Raw genomic sequence first — 18,974 nt, 5'->3', positions numbered from 1 at the left:
CGAGCCGATGCCTCAGTCGCGCGGCAGCTGATCGGGTGACACCTGCAGTCGCATGAACGCGAGATCGAGCCAGCGGCCGAACTTCAGCCCGACCTCGGCGACCACCATCGGCTCACCGAATCCGAGGCGCCGATGAAGAGCGATCGACCCCGCGTTCTCCGCATCGATCGCCGCGATCATGACGTGGATGCCGCGCTCCTTCGCCAGGCGGATCAGCTCCACCATCAGCGCCATCGCCACGCCCCGCCGCTGGAAGCCCCCCGCGACGTACACGGAGTTCTCGACGGTCAGGCGATATCCCGACTTCTCGCGCCAGGGGCCGTACGCCGCATAGCCGGCGAGCACCCCACCCACCTCGGCGACGATGACAGGATGCCCGGCGGCCTGACGCGCGGCCAGCCACAGCTCGCGATCCTCCCGACCGACCTCCACCTCTGTCCAGATGGCGGTCGTCTCGCGGATGGCGTGGTTGTGGATCTCGAGTATGGCGTCGAGGTCGGAGTCGTCAGCGGGCCTGATCTGCATCCACCCATAATCGCGCATCGCGGGCTGGCGCCAGCACCGAGGCCACTGCCGACACGACTGTCGCGGCGGCCACGGTCAGCCCGGCGGCGAGGATCGGTCCGGCGGGGCTCACGATCGACTGGCCTGCCAGCGACTGCCAGGTCAGCACGGCGACCGTGGCGGAGTACGCGACGACCGCCACGCGCACCAGCCGCAGGCGCACCTGCGGGGAGTCGAGCCGTGGAATCCTGCGCGCCAGGAACTCGAGGGCGATCACGAAGAGTGGGAGCACCTGGAGGGCGTGCATCCCGACGAAGTGCGGAATGCGCAGGTCGCCTGCCACCGTGCTCCAGCCCAACAGGAACAGGCCGGGGCCACCGTCGGCGACACCGACGGCGTGGGCTCCGGCTACGCCCTGGAAGTCGTCGAGCTGTTGCGCGGTCGGTCCCGTCATGAGGAAGGCGAGCCCCATACCCACGAGCGCGATGATCACGCCCGCCCTGATCGCGAGGGTTCTCGCACGGTCCCCCAGCGGATTGCGGAACAGGGCGACCCCGACGATCAGGGTCATCATCCAGACCACCACGATCGAGAAGGCCATGACCGACCACAGCACGGTGTGAAGCGGGGTGGAGACGTTGAAGTGACTCGTGTCACCGGTCGCCGCAGCGCCGACGATGATGACCGACTCGATCACCAGGCCGATGACGCTGACCGTGCCGGCGATGCGGGCGAGCCTGCGCATCCTGGTCAGCTGCCCGATGAGCCACGACAGCGTCAGCGAATAGATGCCGATGGATAGCGCGAACTTCAGCGGCTTGGCCCAGGCCGGCGCACCGAGCACCTCGCGGGGGTCGACAACGACGCCGATGATCGCGACGACGGAGAGCACAGCCATCGCGGCTGCGAGCCACAGCAGTGGCCGGTGCGCGGTCATGCCTGCACCGGTGCGTACTGGCGGTGCGCTTCGTCTTCCTGCGCCATCCGACGAAGCCCGGCAAACAGGGAATCGCCGAGCACTGTTCCGACCACGACGGTCTCAGACACGCGCAATCGGCTGGGCTGAAGCGCGATGGAGGCGAGGTCGGTGCGGGCGACCATGACCGCGGCCGCCGAATACGCGGGCAGCACACTCAGCAGCTCCTCGTGGTCGAGCTGCACGTACGAGTCGATCACCCTCGCCGCCATGCCGCGGCCGGGATTGTCGGCAGATACCGTCCAGCCCATCTCCTCGGTGACCCTGTCGATCTCGGCAACCCCGCGGGTGGACTCGACCGGCAGTTCGACCGAGCCGGGGATGGCGTGCTGTGCGACCCCCATCGCCCAGTCCAGCGGAATGTCGGCTTCGGCTGCGGCGAGCACCTCGCGCACGGTGGCGACGGACAGTCCCCCGACGTCGACGAGCGCACGGATGAGGCGCAGCCTGTCGACGTGGTTCGAGTCGTACCGGGCCTGGTTGGGGCTCGTGCGTTCCGCCTCGGGAAGGAGTTCCTCCCGCTGGTAGAACTTGATCGATGCGACGCTCACGCCGCTGCATTCGCTCAATTCGGACATCTTCATAGCCGATAGTGTAACTATCGATAGTGTCACTGTCTATATTTCGGCGCAGCGAATGTCACGGCATCCGGGCAACAAAAAAGCCCCGGATGACCGGGGCTCTTCGGGCTGCTCACTACACGGAGCTAAAGCTGGGGTACCTGGACTCGAACCAAGAACAAAAGAATCAGAATCTTCCGTGTTGCCAATTACACCATACCCCACAGGGCCCTGCCGAAGCCGGGCCGACTGTCTACTTTAGCGTACCTCAGGCGTGATGTCGTACTCGACGACGCACGACCCGGACTGGTCGCAGTTGGCGCTGGCCGCGACACCCATTCCGAGCCGGTCTCCCGGTCCCGCCGTGAATCCGAACGGCTCACCGGCCGCCACCGACGCATTCACGTCGGCGAAGATCGCATCCGTGTCGAGGGGCTGCCAGCCGAACTCTTTGGCCTGTGCGCCCAGATCGTTCAGCGCGACCCTGAACGGGACGATCCCGCTCGACTGGGCGATGATGTGAGAGATCTCGCCGCCCGACGTGGTGATGGACAGCTGGCTGACGGTGAAGCGCTTGCCGCCGAATCCCTCACCACCGCCGTTCGCGATCAGGTAGTAGTCGTTGTCGGTGTCGAAGTTCTCGCTCGGGCCGATGGTGGTCGTGCCGTCCGCGGCGAGGCCGAGGGCCGCGGCATCCGTCGGCGATCGGGACAGGTCGATGCGCACGTCGCGCGACCTCTCGATGTAGGCGAGGCCGTCTTCCGTGAAGGATGACCAGTTGAGCTCGGTCACCTCCCCCACCGTCGGCTCCGGAGCCGGCCCACCTAGGCCGTTACCCACCAGAACCGCCGACGTGATACCCACTGCGGCGACAATGAGCACCAGCGCGACAGCGGGAATCCATCCCACCCAGCGCGGTCGCTTCCGCTTCACGTCGAAGGAGGTCATGCGTCCACGATAGTCCGGGCGCTGCGCCGCGACTCGAGACCGACGAGGATCATGTGCGGCACGGTGAGCCCCGCGAGGCCGATGAAGACGACCTGCAGCAGCCGGTCATCCACGGAGACGATCGGGCCGACCGACAGCGAGACGAGCAGCACGGCGACGGCGCCGAGGATGGGCACGGCCGTGTACAGCACGACGATGAGACCAGTCAGTCGACCCCGGCTCTCGGCGCTGAACCCGGAGCGCAGGTGACGCACGCTGTGCAGGGCGCAGAAGTAGATGGCAAAGAACACGAGGGGCGGGGCGACGACGGCCAGCAGCGCCGCGACGACGAGCTCGGCAGCCTCATTCGGTCGACGGCGCACCGCGAGACCTGCTCCGATGAGCATTCCGACCAGGGCAACCGGCGCGATCCAGAACTGCACGGTCGAGATGGCATCGCCGCCGCCGGGAGCGAGAGTCTCGTAGAGGCCCGATACCTCTGCCCTGTGACCGAGGGACGGAAGGGAGAGAAGCCCGACGCCCGCCGCGATGCGCAGCCACACGGGTCGGTCGCCGTTCCAGTCCGCGCCGAAGTGCATGGCAGAGACGGCGAGGAACACCACAAGGCTGGCTACGGGGTTCAGCAGCCACAGCAGCACGACGACGACCACGGCTCCGAGGTAGGCGAGGTTGAACACCGCGAACCCCGCAGGGCCCTTCCACAGCCCGAGCCGACGGGCGATGAGCGGATCCAGTGCACCGTGCGGGAGGCCGAGCACTGCGGCGAGCACCCCGAGCACGATCACCTGGGCCTGCAGCGGCGGTGCGGCGGCCGGGGTGAGGAAGACCGCCACGGCGACCAGGGCGAATCCGCAGAACAGGTACGTCTCCACCGGGGGGCGTCTCGACTCGACTGTCGTCATCCTGCCACCTCCTCTGTCCGCAGAAAAAGCTCTGGCCTGCGAGGGATCTGGGCAAGAAACGGCAGCAGCGGGAGGCTCGCGATGATGCGGGCGTAGTCGCCGACCGTGGCCTGGTCGCTGAGAAAACGCACCAGCCGCTCGGGAGGAACCGAGCCGGCAAGGCGCAGGAAGTAGTCACCGGTCTTCTCCGGCCGAGCGCGGATCGCCTGCAGGAAGATGCGATCCATCTCGCGGCGATCCCATGGTTCTGCCGGATGCCCGACGGGAGCCCGGCCGGACTGTAGCTCCGCGGCGCAGGTTTCGGCCCAGCCCTGGATGCGCAGGAAGGCATAACCGGACGCCGCGCGCAGCGCGCCTCCCCCCATGCCCGCGAGCACCACACCGGGCACGGACGCCGACACCGCCGGGGGCCGACCCATCGGCAGCACGCCGCCTTCGTTCCGGATCACGCGAGCCGACGCCAGGCCTTTCGCATCGAGCACAGCGGCAAGTCCTGCGGCGAGTTCGGCTGGAGGGAGCGGCCTCGCGCTGAATCTGGTCCATTCGATGATGGCGCTGGTGGCAGTCAGCGGCAGGATGTACGTGAACCCCAGCCCATCAGCGTCGGAGCGCATGCCGGTCATGAGGCCGGCTTCGTCGAGATCGAACGGCAGCGGACTGTCGGACTCGATCTCCACGCCGGCGAAGCACTGGTAGAGCATGGCGGGGAGTCGCCGGGGCCGGGTATCCACCACCCAACGGGGCGTGAACTCTCCCGAATCGGTCTGCACACGCAGGCCATTGCCCTCGGGTTCGACGGTCGACACCCGCACCCCCGTGCGGATCGAGACGGAGCTGGATGTCGCTATCCGCTGCAGCGCGTCCGCGTAGAAGTCAGACCCTCGAATGTACTGGTACCGCAGGCCGGGGACTGCACGGGTCGAGGTGCGCCCGTCGGCACCCCTGAAGGTCCACGACGACCATGACTTCGACACGAGATGGCTGAGGTCGTGCTGCTCAGGTCTCCAGAAACACCAGCTGCGGTCATCCACGTAGCCGGTCCGCGCTTCGAGCACGACGACCGTCAGCCCTGTGCGAGCGTCGGCCAGGCGGGCCGCCAGTGAGAGGCCAGCGCAGCCACCGCCGAGAATGACGAGGTCGACGTCATGATCGGATGGCACATCCCCACTCTAAGCTTCCGCGGAGCTTCTTCAGCCCACGCCGCTAGAGGCTCGCGCGGAGCCTTTCGATGCGCCTGAGAGTGGATTCTCGACCGAGCAACTCCATCGACTCGAAGAGCGGTGGGCTGATCCGGCGGCCCGACAGTGCCGTGCGCAAGGGACCGAAGGCCGTGCGCGGCTTCATGCCCCTCGACTCGATCAACTCTGCGCGCAGCGCGGCCTCGATGTTCTCCGTGTTCCACGGCGCGACGGCGGGCAATACCGCCGCTGCGGCATCCAGCACGTCGGCACCGTCGGCACTCGGCATCGCGTCGGCGGCGAAGGCCAGGTCGTCGTCTTTCGTGAACAGGAAGGCGAGCAGTTCGCGGGATTCCCCGAGCAGCTGCATCCGCTCCTGCACCAGAGGCGCTGCGGCCAGCAACATGGCGCGATCGCCGTCGTCCTTGAGCATGTCTGCGACGTAGGGCTCGAGTCGCTTGGCGAACTCGTGCACTTCGAGAAGCCGGATCTGGTCGCCGTTGATGGACTCGGCCTTCTTCACGTCGAATCTGGCCGGGTTCGGGTTCACGTCGACGACGTCGAACGCAGCGACCATCTCGTCGATCGAGAACACGTCGCGGTCGGCCGCAATCGACCAGCCGAGCAGCGCGAGGTAGTTGATGAGCCCCTCGGGGATGAAGCCGCGATCACGGTGATGGAAGAGGCTCGACTCCGGGTCGCGCTTCGACAGTTTCTTGTTGCCCTCCCCCATGACGTAGGGCAGATGGCCGAATCGTGGGATGGCCGTGGCGACCCCGATCTCGATGAGCGCGGTGTACAGCGCGATCTGGCGCGGAGTGGATGAGAGCAGGTCTTCGCCACGCAGCACGTGGGTGATTCCCATGAGCGCATCGTCCACCGGGTTGACGAAGGTGTAGAGCGGCGCCCCGTTCGGTCTCACCACGACGAAGTCGGTGAAGGATCCCGCGGGGAAGGTGATCTCGCCACGGACGAGGTCGTCGAAGCTGAGGTCGGTGTCCGGAACGCGAAGACGCAGGGCCGGCTGGCGCCCTTCTGCCACGAACGCGGCCTTCTGCTCGACGGTGAGGTCGCGCTCGAAGTTGTCGTAGCCCTGCTTGGGGTCGCGACCGGCAGCAACGTTGCGGGCCTCGATCTCTTCGCCCGTCGCGAAGGACTCGTAGAGGTGGCCGGTCGCCTTCAGCTTCTCGATCACCTCGAGGTAGATGCTGGTGCGCTGCGACTGACGGTACGGCTCGTGCGGCCCGCCGACGTCGATGCCCTCGTCCCAGTCGATGTGCAGCCAGCGCAGTGCATCGAGCAACTGCAGGTAGCTCTCTTCACTGTCGCGCTCAGCATCGGTGTCTTCGACACGGAAGACCATGGTTCCGCCGGTGTGCCGGGCGTATGCCCAGTTGAACAGGGCCGTGCGGATCAGCCCCACATGCGGCGTTCCGGTGGGCGATGGGCAGAATCTGACGCGGACGTCGGTTCCGGTGGCTGTGGAGAATAGAGCGGTCATCGGGCTCAAGTCTACGAGGCGGTGAGCACAGCAACAGATGCCTCCGCGCAACTACCAGCTCCGGCGATGGACGTTCCGTCGTCGAGCAGCGAGCGCATGGCCTCCAGATGAACGGCGTCGATGACCGCGATGCTCCACGCACCGCCCGCCAGTTCCTCGAGCACGGCGAGCCAGCCGTCCCGCCCGAACTGTGCTCGGGTCAGGGGTTCGAGTTGCGCGATGACGAACGGTGAAACCACGAGTTGTTCCCCGTCGGCAGCCAGATCGATCGTGCCTGCCATCGCCCAGTGGCCGTCCCTTTTCCGATCGAAGAACGTGAGAAGGCTCTCGGCATCGAGGATCACAGGAATCCCCCGCGCGGCGGCGGACGATATCCCCCCACCGCGGACTCCACCGCTGCCCTGATGATCCCCGCGGACGACGTTCCGCGCGCTTTCGCGACAACCCGGACTCCGGCGACGACTGACGTGGGTAGAAACACCGTAGTTCGCACCATCCGATGCGGATCGTTCTGTGGGTGCTCGGGCTCCGGGATGTGGGCTGTCATCCTGCGAAGGTATGCCTCTTCGCCATACGTAGCGAGTGGAGCAACCCTGGTGGTCAGCAAAAACCGACCCACGAGGGCTGGGGAGGAGTAGAGCACGCAGCCCACGATGTGGTGGCCGTGGAACAGGATGTATGGCGGAGTGCCATACATCCTCTAAGGGAGCAGCCTTCTCCCGGGGCTGAAGCGGGCGGGTCAGCCGCGGACGGGGTTGCTCAGCACGCCGATTCCGGAGACCTCGATCTCGATGACATCACCGTCGACCATCTTTCCGACTCCGGCGGGCGTCCCGGTCAGGATCACGTCGCCCGGCAGCAGGGTGAACGCGGCGGAGACGTACGCGACGATGGACGCGACGGAGTGCACCATGTCGGTGAAGGGAGCGCCCTGGCGGGCCTCTCCGTTGAGCCGTGACTCGACACTGCCCGCCGCAACGTCGAACTCGGTCTCGATCACAGGCCCGAGTGGGCAGAACGTATCGAAGCCCTTCGCCCGCGCCCACTGGCCGTCAGTCTTCTGCAGGTCACGTGCCGTCACATCGTTGGCGATGGTGTACCCGAAGATCACCGAATCGACATCAGCCTCGGCGACGTTGCGGGCGATGCTGCCGATGACGATGGCGAGCTCCCCCTCGAAGTCGACGCGGTTGCTTTGCCGGGGAAGCACGATGGCGTCCCCAGGGCCGATCACCGACGTGTTCGGCTTCAGGAAGAGCAGCGGCTCCGTCGGAACCTCTCCCCCGAATTCGGCAACGTGATCGACGTAATTCTTGCCGACGGCGACGACCTTCGACCGCGGGATGACGGGAGCGAGAAGCTTCGCCTCAGCCAGCGGCACGCGCTCATCCGTCGTCTCGAAACCCGCGAACATCGGGTCGCCCGCCAGCACGACGATCTCATCGCCGTCGACGATGCCGAACCGGGGATCACCGCCCGTGCTGAATCGTGCGACCTTCACTCGGCGCCCTCGCTGTCGAGCCTGGTGAGCCAGCCGTGGGTGTCGGGGCGGCGACCGTACTGGATGTCGGTCAGCTCTTCGCGCAGAGACATGGTGAGCTCACCTGCTGGCGCATCCGCATCGCCGATCGTGAAACCGTCGGCCCTGAACTGGGCGATCGGGGTGACGACGGCGGCGGTGCCGCACGCGAACATCTCCACGATGTCGCCGGATGCCACACCCTCGCGGATCTCGTCGATACTGACCCTGCGGCGTTCCACGGTCAGCCCACGGTCGACGCCGAGCTGCAGGATCGAGTCGAGCGTGATGCCCTCGAGGATGCTCGGAGAATCCGGAGTCACGAGACGGCCATCCTTGTACACGAAGACGACGTTCATGCCGCCGAGTTCCTCCAGATACTTTCCCTCCTCGGCATCCAGGAACAGCACCTGCGCGCAACCGTGGTCGTACGCCTCCTGCTGTGCCACGAGCGACGACGCATAGTTTCCTCCGGTCTTGGCTGAACCCATCCCGCCCTTGCCTGCGCGCGCGTAACTCGTCGACACCCAGATCGACAGCGGGTTGACCCCACCCGTGAAGTAGGCGCCGGCCGGGCTCGCGATGACGTAGTAGTTGACCTTTGCCGCAGGGCGCACCCCGAGAAACGCTTCTTTCGCAAACATGAACGGACGCAGGTACAGGCTCGTCTCCGGGGCGGACGGCACCCAGCGGGAGTCGACGGCGATGAGCTGCCGGAGCGATTCGATGAAGTCTTCGGTAGGCAACTCCGGAAGGGCCAGACGGCGCGCCGAACGCTGCATGCGGGCGGCGTTCGCCTCGGGCCGGAACGACCAGATGGAGCCGTCAGCGTGGCGATAGGCCTTGAGCCCCTCGAAGACCTCCTGGGCGTAGTGCAGCACGGCGGCGGCCGGGTCGAGCGCGATGGGTCCGTAGGGCTGGACGCGGGCGCGGTGCCATCCGCCCTTCTCGCTCCAGCAGATGTCGACCATGTGATCGGTGAAGTGCTTGCCGAAACCGGGGTCAGCCAGAATGTCGGCATGCTCCTGCTCCGAGCGGGCATCCTGGTTTTTCTTCACCAGGAACTGGAGTGACACGGGAGCGAGCAGGTTCTTCATGGGGATCCTTCAGGGATTTAGTCGGACGTGCTACTAATTCTGCGCTACCGCAGCCGCAATCGCAGAACCGACCTCGGCCGTGGACCGTGACGTGGTGCCACGAGCGGCAAGATCGGCCTCGACGGCCGCTGTGACCTTCGCCGCGGCATCCTGCTCGCCGAGGTGAGTCAGCAACAGCGCAACGGAGAGGATCGCCGCAGTGGGGTCGGCCAGCTGCTGGCCCGCGATGTCCGGTGCCGAACCGTGGACGGGTTCGAACATCGAGGGGAACGTACCGTCGGGGTTGATGTTGCCCGAGGCCGCCAGCCCGATGCCACCGCTGATTGCGGCGGCAAGATCGGTGAGGATATCGCCGAAGAGATTGTCGGTGACGATGACATCGAATTTACCCGGGTCGGTCACCAGATGGATAGTCGCGGCATCGATGTGCTGGTACCCGACCTCGACGGAGGGGAACTCGAGGGCGACCCGGTCGACGGTGCGCTGCCACAGGCTGCCCGCGTGGGTGAGCACGTTGGTCTTGTGCACGAGGGTGAGCTTGTTCCTGCGCGCCACGGCCTGGCCGAACGCGAAACGCACGACCCGCTCGGCGCCGAACGCGGTATTGATCGAGACCTCTGTGGCGATCTCGTGTTCGGTTCCGACCCGGATGCCGCCGCCATTGCCCACGTACGGGCCCTCTGTGCCCTCGCGTACCACCACGAAGTCCACGGTGCCGGGGTTCGCGAGCGGAGACGCCACCCCGGGGAACAGGGCCGTCGGGCGCAGGTTCACGTAGTGGTCGAACGCGAACCTGAGCTTCAACAGCAACCCACGCTCGATGATGCCGCCGGCCAGCCGTGGATCGCGTGGATCTCCGCCGATGGCCCCGAGCAGGATCGCATCGAAGGGCGTCAGCGACTCGAGGTCGGCAGCGCCGAGGATGTCACCGGTGGCCAGAAAATGCCCGGCGCCGAACGGGAACTCGATGGTCGTGGCATCCACCCCCGTCGCCGCAAGCACCTTGAGTGCTTCTGCGATGACCTCGGGGCCGATGCCATCGCCGGGAATGACTGCGAGATTCAGGGTTGGTGCCATGGATGTACAGTACCGCCGTGCGGCACCCCGACTCGCCCGGCCGGGCGCGCCTAGCCGCGGGCCTTCCGCAGCGTGAGCAGGGTCACGGCGATGGCCACGAGCATCATGGCTGCCGCGAACCACGAGGTGACGGTCACGCCGGAATCGAAGGCGCTGCGGGCCGACTCGAGCAGGGCGTCGCCGACACCGCCGGGGAGGGTGGATGACACCTCCACCGCGCCACCGAGGGTGTCGCGGGCCGCCTGCGCATCCACGTCGCCGACCCCGTTCGGTATCACTATCGAGCTGCGGTAAAACGCGGCAAGGATGCTTCCGAGCACAGCTGTGCCCAGCACGGCACCGAGTTCGTACGCGGTCTCAGAGACTCCGGATGCCGCACCGGCCTTCTCGGGCGGCACACTGGCGATCACCAGGTCGTTCGACAGGGTCTCTGCCGCTCCGATTCCCGCCCCGAGCAGGCAGAACGCGACGACGAGGGTGGTCACGGTGGCGCCGCTGCCGATCACGGCGGTCATCGCATAGGCGGTGAAGCTCAGCCCGAGCCCCGCGGCCATGACGAAACCGGGCCGCACGATCCGCACGAGAGGAACGGCGAGCAGGCCCGTCACGATAATGATGACCACACCGGGGATGAGCGCGAGCGCCGCATTCAGCGGCGACAACCCGACGACGAGTTGGAGGTGTTGCGTGAGGAAGTAGAGGAATCCCACGAGAGAGAACACGCTCACGAGGTTGACGATGACCGCCCCGCTGAACGTGGGCACCCTGAACAATCGCATGTCGAGCATGGGGTTCGGCTGCGCGAGGAGTCGACGCACGAACAGGAACCCTGAGACGACTCCGACGGCGACGAGCGCGACCGGCATCACACCGATGCCATTGGTGGCAACACTCTTGATGGCGTAGACGATGGGCGTGAGGGCCGCCATCGAGAGCAGCACGCTCACGGGATCGAATGGACCGGGCGTCGGATCCTTCGACTCCGGCACCAGCAACGGCACGAAGATCAGCAGCGGCAACAGCACAGGCACGGCGATCAGGAAGACCGACCCCCACCAGAAGTGTTCGAGGAGCACACCGCCCACCACGGGCCCGATGGCAGAACCCGCCGAGAATCCCGCCGCCCAGATGGCGATGGCCAGCCGACGCTGCCGGCGGTCGGTGAAGAGGTTGCGCAACAGCGACAGGGTCGATGGCATCAGCATCGCCCCGAAGAATCCGAGCAGCACTCTCGCGGCAATGAGCAGTTCTGCGGATGGCGCGAACGCGGCCAGCGCGGAGACGGCGCCGAATCCCGCCGTGCCGATCATGAGCATCCGGCGACGGCCGAACCGGTCGCCGAGGTTTCCCATCGCCACGAGCAGCCCCGCGAGCACGAGCGGATAGGCGTCGACGATCCACAACTGGCCGGCCGCGCTCGGGCGCAGGTCCCGGGAGATCTCGGGGAGAGCAAAGCTCAGCACCGTGTTGTCGATCGAGATCAGCAGAACGGGCAGCATAAGCACAGCGAGCCCGGCCCACTGCCGCGAACCCGCCCTCACTGTTACGTCATCAATAATCACCTGATTCACTATACCGTCCAGCCGGTACAGTCGTCCAACTATACTGTGGGAGTATGACGTCCAGCACCTCGACCCGTGACCTGATCCTCGACGCGTTCGAGTCGATCGTCATCGACAGTGGGGAACGAACTGCCACTCTCGACGCTGTCGCAAAACGGGCAGGCGTATCGAAGGGCGGCCTGCTCTATCACTTCGCCTCGAAGAACGACCTCGTCGACGGCGAGATCCAGCGGGTCATGACGCTGGCCGAAGAAGAAGTGGCCGAGTTGATCGCAGCTCCCGACGGGATGGTCTCACGGTTCATGCGCCTCTCGGTAGCCGAGAACACCCCACTCGACCGCGCCTTCACCATTGCCAGCCGCCTCGCACAGTCCGGCCAGTATCCCGGCATCATCGCCGCCCTCGAGACCGTGGAGAGCTCCTGGCTCAGGATGCTCACCGACGCGCTCGGGGACCCGGTGGTGGCGCGCATCGTGCTGCTGATGAGCGACGGACTGTATTACCGCTCTGCGCTGTTTCCGAGCGGAGAGAACGTGACACCCGACACCGACGAACTGCTGGCCGCCGTCGACCAGTTGATCGCCGCGAGATCACGCCTCTAGCGCACTCCAGACAGGCGACACAAGCCCCTGGCGCCAGCCTGCCAGCGGCCTAGGCTGTGCGCATGAGTATCGGAACCGGAATCGTCCTTTTTGTCATCGGCGCAATCCTCGCCTTCGCCGTCAACCTGCAGGTCGACTTCATCGACCTCCAGCTGGTCGGTTACCTGCTGATGGGAGCCGGTGCGCTCGTTTTCATCCTCGGCCTCGTGCTGATGCTGCGTAAGCGCCAGTCGGTCACGACCGTGCACTCCGGCGTCGACGGCAGCGGCCGCTCTGTCCAGGAGCGTCGCACCAGCACCACCCCTGACGAGATCTAAACTCCGCAGTCTTCACAACTCAGGCCCGGCTCGTTCTTTCGAACGAGCCGGGCCTGAGTGCGTGTGGCCCTGGAGCCTGTCGGGCTAGGCCTCGACGATGTCGATCTCCGTAAGAAGTGTCGCGTCGATCGCGGTGCGCACCGTGTCGAGAAGCTCAGTGGGCACCGGCGAATCCACGGTCAGGACGCTTAGTGCCTGGCCGCCAGCCTTCCGACGGGCGATCTGCATGCCGGCGATGTTGATGTTGGCGTCGCCGAACTCCTGGCCGTACACAGCCACGATGCCGGGGCGGTCGACGTACGTCATCACGATCAGGTGCTCAGCGAACGGCACCTCCACGTCATAGCCGTTGATCTCCACGATTTTCTGCGCCTGCTTGGTGCCCGTGAGCGTGCCAGAGACCGAGACCTGCGTTCCGTCGGCAAGGGCGCCGCGGATCGTGAGGAGGTTGCGGTATTCCTCGCTGACGGCATCCGTGACCAGTCGCACGGTGATGCCGCGCTGCTCGGCCAGAAGGGGAGCGTTGACGTAGCTGACCGACTCGCTGACGATGTTCGAGAAGATGCCCTTGAGCGCAGCGAGCTTGAGCACATTGACGTCGAACTCGACGATCTCGCCGCGGACCTCGATGTCGATATTGGTGATCGGGTCGTCGGCGAGCGCCGAGAAGACCTGGCCGAGCTTCTCCATGAGCGGGATGCCGGGACGCACGCTCGGGTCGATGACCCCACCGGCGACGTTGACGGCATCGGGCACGAGCTCACCGTCGAGGGCGAGCCGCACGGAACGTGCGACCGAGACCCCGGCCTTCTCCTGCGCTTCATCGGTCGAGGCACCGAGGTGCGGCGTGACGACGACGTTCTCGAGCGCGAGAAGCGGCGAATCGGTCGGCGGCTCGTTCACGAAGACGTCGAGCCCTGCTCCGGCGATGCGCCCGGACTTGAGCGCCGTATAGAGGGCATCCTCGTCGATCAGGCCGCCGCGGGCGACGTTGATGATGAACGCCGTCGACTTCATCCGCGCGAGCTGATCGGTCGAGATCATCCCGGTCGTCTCGGGGGTCTTCGGCATGTGGATGGTGATGAAGTCGGACTGGGCGAGCAGTTCATCCAGCGGCAACAGCGTCACGCCGAGCTGCTGGGCGCGAGCCGAGGTCACATAGGGGTCGTAGGCCACGACGTTGGTGCCGAAGGCCTGCATCCTGGCGGTGATGAGGGCGCCGATACGACCGAGCCCGATGATGCCGATGGTCTTCTCGTAGAGCTCGACGCCCGTGTACTTCGAGCGCTTCCAGAGACCCTGGGCGAGCGCGCCGTGCGCCGCGGGGATGTGGCGGGCGAGGCTCAGGATGTGACCTACGGTCAGCTCGGCTGCCGAGATGATGTTCGAGGTCGGGGCGTTCACCACCATCACGCCGGCGGCCGTTGCCGCCCTGATGTCGACGTTGTCGAGACCGACGCCTGCACGGGCGATCACCTTGAGCGTGGAGCTGGCCGCAATGGCCTCCTCGTCCATCCTCGTCGCGGAACGGATCAGCACGGCGCTGGCCCCCGCGAGTGCGGCGAGCAGCGCTGGCCTGTCGGTGCCGTCGACGGAACGCACGTCGAAATCGGGGCCGAGGGCCTCGACGGTAGCTGGGGAGAGTTCTTCGGCAATCAGCACGATCGGCTTGGCCACGGGATCGAGTCCTTCGATGGGGTGGAAGTTGGATGGCGCGATGACCGCAGCCCCAGCAAACTTTACTGCAGGCCGAGTGGGTGTCCCGGCGCGCTACGCCGGGCGACCCTCGCTTCAGCTTGCGGCGGCAGCGAGTTCGGGCACCAGCTGGTCGAGTACGACCGGGATGCTCAGCACGCTCGCGGCGCTGTACGCACCCGACAATTCCGAGTCGGGGTCGATGAACACGGCGCGGTCATCCTTCACGACCTGGAGGCTCGCGATCAATGGATCCGACTCGGTCTCGGCCAGGGTGTATCCGATCGGGAGCATGACGATGACGTCGGCGTCGAAGGCCGGCACATTCTCGGCTGACACGGCCACGTAGAAGCCCTCAGAGCCCAGGGCTTCGATGGCGGGGTTACTCACGAACCCGAGATCGGACAGGATGTCGAACCGGCCATCACCGGAAAGGTAGGCCCCGTAGGCGTCGCCGAACTTGGCGGCAGAAGCCGTGGTCTTCCCGGCGAATTCCGGATGAGCCGCAGCGGCATCGGCGATCGACTGTTCGGTCGACTCGATGAGCGACTGCCCGTCGTCGGCCAGCCCGAGCGCCTCTGAGACGCTCGAGAGCTGGGTCGCCCAGTCCGTCGCAAACGCTGCAGTGCCCTCCGGCGCGGAGACGGTGGGAGCGATCTGGCTCAGTCGCTCGAATTCCTTCTCGTCGTTGCTGCTCCTGGTGTTCAGGATGAGGTCGGGCTCCAGCAGCTCGATCTGCTCGAAGTTGAGGTTGTCCGAGCTGCGTTCGATGATCTGCGGATCTGTGTCGCCGAAGAGGGACGTGGCCCACGGACCGACGCCCTTGTTCTCTGCGCCGAAGCCCTGCCAGTCGTAGACCGCGACGGGCACGACACCGAGGGAAAGCGCCATCTCGGCGTCAGACCATCCGAGAGCAACCACGGTCAGCTCCCCATCGGCGGGGGTGGGAACGTCGACGGTGCCGAACATCGTGTCGACAGAGCCGAGCAGGTCGCCCTGCGCGCTCTCGGGTGACGGCGTTGCCGCGCATCCACTCAGGACAAGGATCGCTGCGGCCACGGCGGCAGCCGCGGAAAGGGTGTGACGGGACGTCGAGCGCAAGAGGGGCCTCCGGTTGATGGGCTTGGTATTAGTTAGGTTAGCCTATCCAAACTAAATTCGCGACCCAGCCTCTACCGCCGGCTGGCCAGCGGGATCACCAGCGGAGTGCCGGACTCGGGATCCGAGATGATGCGGGCACGCAGTCCGAAGACGTCCTCGACCAGCTCGGCCGTGACCACCTCCGCTGGCGCGCCCTCGGCGACAACGGCGCCGTCTTTCATGGCGATGAGGTGCGTGGCGTACCGGGCGGCCTGGTTCAGGTCGTGGAGCACGGCCACGAGAGAGTGCCCGCGCTCGCGGTTGAGCCTGTCGAAAAGATCCAGCAGCTCGACCTGGTGGGCGATATCCAAAAAAGTGGTCGGCTCGTCCAGGAGCAGGATCGACGTCTCCTGCGCGAGCGCCATCGCGACCCATACCCTCTGCCGCTGGCCGCCCGACAGCTCGTCGACGTGGCGCAGCGCAAGCTCGGTCACATGGGTCGCTTCCATCGCCGCGGTCACGGCACGCTCGTCGGACTCGCTCCACTGGCGCAGGAATGACTGGTGCGGATACCGGCCGCGCGACACGAGGTCGACCACGGTGATGCCCTCCGGCGACACCGAGGATTGCGGCAGCAGCCCGACCCTCTTCGCGACCTCCTTCGACGGGAGCCGGGCGATATCGCTGCCGTCCAGCAGCACCGCTCCGGCCGACGGCGTGAGCACCCGCGCGAGTGCGCGCAGCAGCGTGGACTTGCCGCAGGCATTCGGCCCGACGATGACGGTGAATGCGTGATCAGGAATCCGCAACGACAGCGCGCTGATGATCTCCCGCTGGTCGTAGCCGACGCTGAGCCCGTCGGTCTCGAGCCTGGCGGGAGACGACGCCTGCGGGTTCGAAGCTGGCACTGTCACAGCGATGACCTCCTGGCCTGGGATATCAGCAGCGCGACGAGATAGACGCCCCCGACGACGACGGTGACGATTCCGACGGGCAGTTGCGTCGGCGCGAGCAGCCGCTGCGCGATGATGTCGCTCCCGAGCGTCAGCAGGGCTCCGGTCATCGCCGCGGGGATGAGCACGACGGAGGGCGAGCCCGTCATCCGTTTGGCGATCTGGGGAGCCGCGAGCGCGATGAACGCCACCGGGCCGACGGCTGCCGTGACAACCGCCACCAGTGCGATCGCAGCCAGCAGTGACACTATGCGCGTGCGTTCCGCCGACACTCCGAGGGCTATGGCGGCGTCATCACCGAGTTCCAGCACCCGCAAGCGGCGACTCGACCACAGCAGGGCGGGAATGGTCAGCACGATGACGGCCGCCACCACGAGGTTCTCGCGCCAGTCGACGAGGTTGAAGGAGCCGGCACCCCAGCTCGCCGCGGCGAGCGCGCTGTTGAGATCGGCCCGGATGATGAGCCAGCCGTTGATCGCCTGCAGGAAGAATGACGCGGCGATCCCCACCACGATGAGCCGGTAGCCGTGCACTCCCCCGCGGCGATAGGCGAGGGCGTACACCACGAGGGCGGTCACGAGTCCGCCGAACAGCGCACCTCCCGCGATCTGCAGGTAGTTGCCGCCCACGACGAGGATCACGACGAGTGCACCGGTGAACGAGCCGGAGGTGAAGCCGATGATGTCGGGGCTTCCGAGAGGGTTGCGAGTGACGGATTGGAAGACGGCACCGCTGACCCCGAGAGCGGCTCCGGCGATCACGGCGAGCACGATGCGGGGAAGGCGGCCCTCGACCACGATGCGGCGGACCGCGTCGGAACCATCCCCGCCGATCGCCGCCAGGATCTGCCCGATGCTGATCGGGTACTCACCCAGGGTCACCGCAACAGCCCCGAGCCCCACGAGGAGCGCGGCGACGGCGACAATGAAGACGATCGGGCGGACACTCACGCGCGAGCTGACCCCACCGATGCGCAGCACCCGGCCGAATATCCTCTGGGCACTCACAGTGACCTGGCCTTCGACGACCGGATCAGGATGACCAGCAGCGGTGCCCCGACGAACGCCGTGACCAGGCCCACCGGCACCTCGCCCTGAGCGAGCACCCGCCCGAGCATGTCGGCGAGCAGGAAGATGATAGGCGCAATGACCGCTGTGAGCGGGATGAGCCAGCGCTGGTCCGGTCCGACCACGGCACGTGCGACGTAGGGCGCCATCAGACCGAGGAACGCGATCGGCCCCGCGGCCGCGGTCGCCGCCCCGCACAACAGCGTGATGGCGAGCAGCCCGATGATCCTGATGCGCAATGGATGTGCGCCGAGGGACGCCGCGAGTTCGTCACCGAGAGCGACGATGTTGAGAGAGCGGGCGAGCACGAGCACGACGGCGATACCGACGGCGAGGAACGGCAGCACGCCGAGCAGGACGTCGAGCTGGCGTCCCTGCAGCGAGCCTGCGCTCCAAAAGCGGATCTTGTCGAAGACCTCGGGGTAGACCAGCGTGATTCCGAAGCTGATTCCGTTGAGCAGGTACGACACGGCGACTCCCGCGAGCACGAGTCGCACCGGGGTGACGCCGGCGCCGCGACTCCACCCGATGAGGTAGACGGCGATGGAGACCACGACCGCCCCGACGAACGACCACCACACGTAGCTGGTGACACTGGTGGCGCCGAACCACGTGATCGCGATCACGACGGCGAGATAGGCGCCGGCGTTCACGCCGAGGATCCCCGGGTCGGCGAGCGGGTTGCGCGTGATGACCTGGATGACGGCGCCCGCGAGACCGAGGGCCGCTCCCACGACGAGGGCGATGAGCATCCTGGGCACGCGGAAATCGTTGATGAGCAGTGCCGTCGTGTCGGTGCCGCCCTCGGTGAGGGCGCGCCACACCTCCCGCGGCTCGATCGCGCCGGAGCCGACGAACAGGCTCGTGGCCGCGATCACAGCGAGCAGCGCCGCGAGACCTGCGAGCCACGACGCGCGCTGCCGGTTCGAGCGGGAGAGGCTTCGAGCGGGCGCTGCAGGGACGCCGGGGCTCATTAGGTAAGCCTAACCTATGTAGGCCCAAGCCTCGATCCAGAGAGAATGGATCGTGCCTCCCACAGTCGTCGACGTCATCCGGTTCATCGTGCTTGCCGCCATCGTCGCCGTGTTCGTGGTGATGGGGCTGAACCACTTCAGGCCGAAACCGGCGCGCATCATGGCGAAGATGATCCCGCCGTTCCTCAGGTTCGAGGGCGCCTTCCGGCCGATCTCCCTCGTCTACATCACGGGAGTCTGCGAAGTGCTCGGCGGTATCGGACTGGCCGTGCCCATCACGCGACCCGCCGCCGCGATCGCGCTTTCACTGTTTCTCGTGGCCGTGTTTCCGGCGAACATCTATGCGAGCCAGCATCCTGACACCTTCAGGTCGCTGTCGATCCCGTTCTGGCCGCGCCTGGCCGCGCAGGTCGCCCTGATCGGCCTGATCATCTGGGTCGGCCTGTTCTAGCGGCGCGGCTC

General features: G+C 66.5%; 21 protein-coding genes and 1 tRNA gene. 3 read left to right on the top strand and 19 right to left on the bottom strand.

The genetic code is table 11. From position 1 onward, the window contains the following. Positions 1–12: 12 nt before the first annotated feature. The 14 genes from IWX81_RS13400 to IWX81_RS13335 form a co-directional block, all read right to left on the bottom strand. Positions 13–525, bottom strand: a complete 513-nt coding sequence (locus tag IWX81_RS13400) for a GNAT family N-acetyltransferase (protein ID WP_199281819.1) — start codon at positions 523–525, stop codon at positions 13–15. Further along, positions 506–1,441: a hypothetical protein gene (locus tag IWX81_RS13395; protein WP_199281818.1), complete on the bottom strand. Its 936-nt coding sequence runs from the start codon at positions 1,439–1,441 to the stop codon at positions 506–508. The genes IWX81_RS13400 and IWX81_RS13395 overlap by 20 nt, the downstream gene beginning before the upstream one ends. Next, the gene (locus IWX81_RS13390) at positions 1,438–2,064 is read right to left on the bottom strand and encodes a MerR family transcriptional regulator (protein ID WP_199281817.1); all 627 of its coding nucleotides are present in this window, start codon (positions 2,062–2,064) and stop codon (positions 1,438–1,440) included. The genes IWX81_RS13395 and IWX81_RS13390 overlap by 4 nt, the downstream gene beginning before the upstream one ends. Before the next feature lie 128 nt (positions 2,065–2,192). Continuing rightward, positions 2,193–2,264, bottom strand: a tRNA-Gln gene (locus tag IWX81_RS13385). 34 nt (positions 2,265–2,298) lie between these two features. After that, positions 2,299–2,988: a hypothetical protein gene (locus tag IWX81_RS13380; RefSeq protein WP_199281816.1), complete on the bottom strand. Its 690-nt coding sequence runs from the start codon at positions 2,986–2,988 to the stop codon at positions 2,299–2,301. After that, positions 2,985–3,890, bottom strand: coding sequence for a Brp/Blh family beta-carotene 15,15'-dioxygenase (locus IWX81_RS13375; protein WP_199281815.1), 906 nt, complete (start codon positions 3,888–3,890; stop codon positions 2,985–2,987). Before IWX81_RS13375 ends, IWX81_RS13380 begins: the two co-directional genes overlap by 4 nt. Next, a complete protein-coding gene (locus IWX81_RS13370) occupies positions 3,887–5,050 on the bottom strand; it encodes a lycopene cyclase family protein (RefSeq protein ID WP_199281814.1) in 1,164 nt (387 codons plus the stop codon). The genes IWX81_RS13375 and IWX81_RS13370 overlap by 4 nt, the downstream gene beginning before the upstream one ends. Positions 5,051–5,093: 43 nt before the next feature. Next, positions 5,094–6,569: a glutamate--tRNA ligase gene (gltX, locus tag IWX81_RS13365; protein WP_199281813.1), complete on the bottom strand. Its 1,476-nt coding sequence runs from the start codon at positions 6,567–6,569 to the stop codon at positions 5,094–5,096. An 11-nt stretch (positions 6,570–6,580) separates the two neighbouring features. Beyond that, positions 6,581–6,913: a hypothetical protein gene (locus tag IWX81_RS13360; RefSeq protein ID WP_199281812.1), complete on the bottom strand. Its 333-nt coding sequence runs from the start codon at positions 6,911–6,913 to the stop codon at positions 6,581–6,583. Beyond that, positions 6,910–7,266 (bottom strand): CopG family transcriptional regulator, encoded by a 357-nt coding sequence (locus tag IWX81_RS13355; RefSeq protein ID WP_199281811.1) that lies wholly within the window; start codon positions 7,264–7,266, stop codon positions 6,910–6,912. The genes IWX81_RS13360 and IWX81_RS13355 overlap by 4 nt, the downstream gene beginning before the upstream one ends. A gap of 42 nt (positions 7,267–7,308) precedes the next feature. Further along, positions 7,309–8,070, bottom strand: coding sequence for a fumarylacetoacetate hydrolase family protein (locus tag IWX81_RS13350; protein WP_199281810.1), 762 nt, complete (start codon positions 8,068–8,070; stop codon positions 7,309–7,311). Continuing rightward, positions 8,067–9,185: a branched-chain amino acid aminotransferase gene (locus IWX81_RS13345; RefSeq protein ID WP_199281809.1), complete on the bottom strand. Its 1,119-nt coding sequence runs from the start codon at positions 9,183–9,185 to the stop codon at positions 8,067–8,069. Before IWX81_RS13345 ends, IWX81_RS13350 begins: the two co-directional genes overlap by 4 nt. A 33-nt stretch (positions 9,186–9,218) precedes the next feature. Continuing rightward, the gene (locus IWX81_RS13340; RefSeq protein WP_199281808.1) at positions 9,219–10,262 is read right to left on the bottom strand and encodes a 3-isopropylmalate dehydrogenase; all 1,044 of its coding nucleotides are present in this window, start codon (positions 10,260–10,262) and stop codon (positions 9,219–9,221) included. A 50-nt stretch (positions 10,263–10,312) separates the two neighbouring features. Further along, complete coding sequence (locus tag IWX81_RS13335; protein ID WP_442977789.1) at positions 10,313–11,833, bottom strand: MFS transporter; 1,521 nt, start codon at positions 11,831–11,833, stop codon at positions 10,313–10,315. A 44-nt stretch (positions 11,834–11,877) separates the two neighbouring features. On the opposite strand from IWX81_RS13335, the gene IWX81_RS13330 reads away from it, so the two are divergent. Further along, positions 11,878–12,426: a TetR/AcrR family transcriptional regulator gene (locus IWX81_RS13330; RefSeq protein ID WP_199281807.1), complete on the top strand. Its 549-nt coding sequence runs from the start codon at positions 11,878–11,880 to the stop codon at positions 12,424–12,426. A 62-nt stretch (positions 12,427–12,488) separates the two neighbouring features. Beyond that, entirely contained in the window at positions 12,489–12,743 is a 255-nt protein-coding gene (locus tag IWX81_RS13325) for a DUF6458 family protein (RefSeq protein ID WP_199281806.1), read from the top strand. A gap of 84 nt (positions 12,744–12,827) precedes the next feature. Here the strand turns inward: IWX81_RS13325 and serA are convergent, their stop codons facing one another. The 5 genes from serA to IWX81_RS13300 all read right to left on the bottom strand — a co-directional run bounded on the left by serA (position 12,828) and on the right by IWX81_RS13300 (position 18,512). Beyond that, on the bottom strand, positions 12,828–14,420 hold the full coding sequence (serA, locus tag IWX81_RS13320) for a phosphoglycerate dehydrogenase (protein ID WP_199281805.1): 1,593 nt from the start codon (positions 14,418–14,420) through the stop codon (positions 12,828–12,830). 114 nt (positions 14,421–14,534) lie between these two features. Then, complete coding sequence (locus tag IWX81_RS13315) at positions 14,535–15,497, bottom strand: iron-siderophore ABC transporter substrate-binding protein (RefSeq protein ID WP_199281804.1); 963 nt, start codon at positions 15,495–15,497, stop codon at positions 14,535–14,537. A gap of 113 nt (positions 15,498–15,610) precedes the next feature. Next, positions 15,611–16,432 (bottom strand): ABC transporter ATP-binding protein, encoded by an 822-nt coding sequence (locus IWX81_RS13310; RefSeq protein WP_334594212.1) that lies wholly within the window; start codon positions 16,430–16,432, stop codon positions 15,611–15,613. Then, the gene (locus IWX81_RS13305; protein WP_199281803.1) at positions 16,429–17,478 is read right to left on the bottom strand and encodes a FecCD family ABC transporter permease; all 1,050 of its coding nucleotides are present in this window, start codon (positions 17,476–17,478) and stop codon (positions 16,429–16,431) included. Before IWX81_RS13305 ends, IWX81_RS13310 begins: the two co-directional genes overlap by 4 nt. After that, on the bottom strand, positions 17,475–18,512 hold the full coding sequence (locus IWX81_RS13300) for a FecCD family ABC transporter permease (protein WP_199281802.1): 1,038 nt from the start codon (positions 18,510–18,512) through the stop codon (positions 17,475–17,477). Before IWX81_RS13300 ends, IWX81_RS13305 begins: the two co-directional genes overlap by 4 nt. 52 nt (positions 18,513–18,564) lie before the next feature. Here IWX81_RS13300 and IWX81_RS13295 point away from each other — a divergent pair, with 52 nt between their 5' ends. After that, positions 18,565–18,963 (top strand): DoxX family protein, encoded by a 399-nt coding sequence (locus IWX81_RS13295; protein ID WP_334594208.1) that lies wholly within the window; start codon positions 18,565–18,567, stop codon positions 18,961–18,963. Positions 18,964–18,974 lie beyond the last annotated feature (11 nt).

The organism is Salinibacterium sp. CAN_S4, assembly GCF_015752305.1.
Taxonomy (GTDB): domain Bacteria; phylum Actinomycetota; class Actinomycetes; order Actinomycetales; family Microbacteriaceae; genus Rhodoglobus.
The sequence above is the reverse complement of the archived record's forward strand: the minus strand, read 5'-3'. Positions and strand labels throughout refer to the sequence as shown.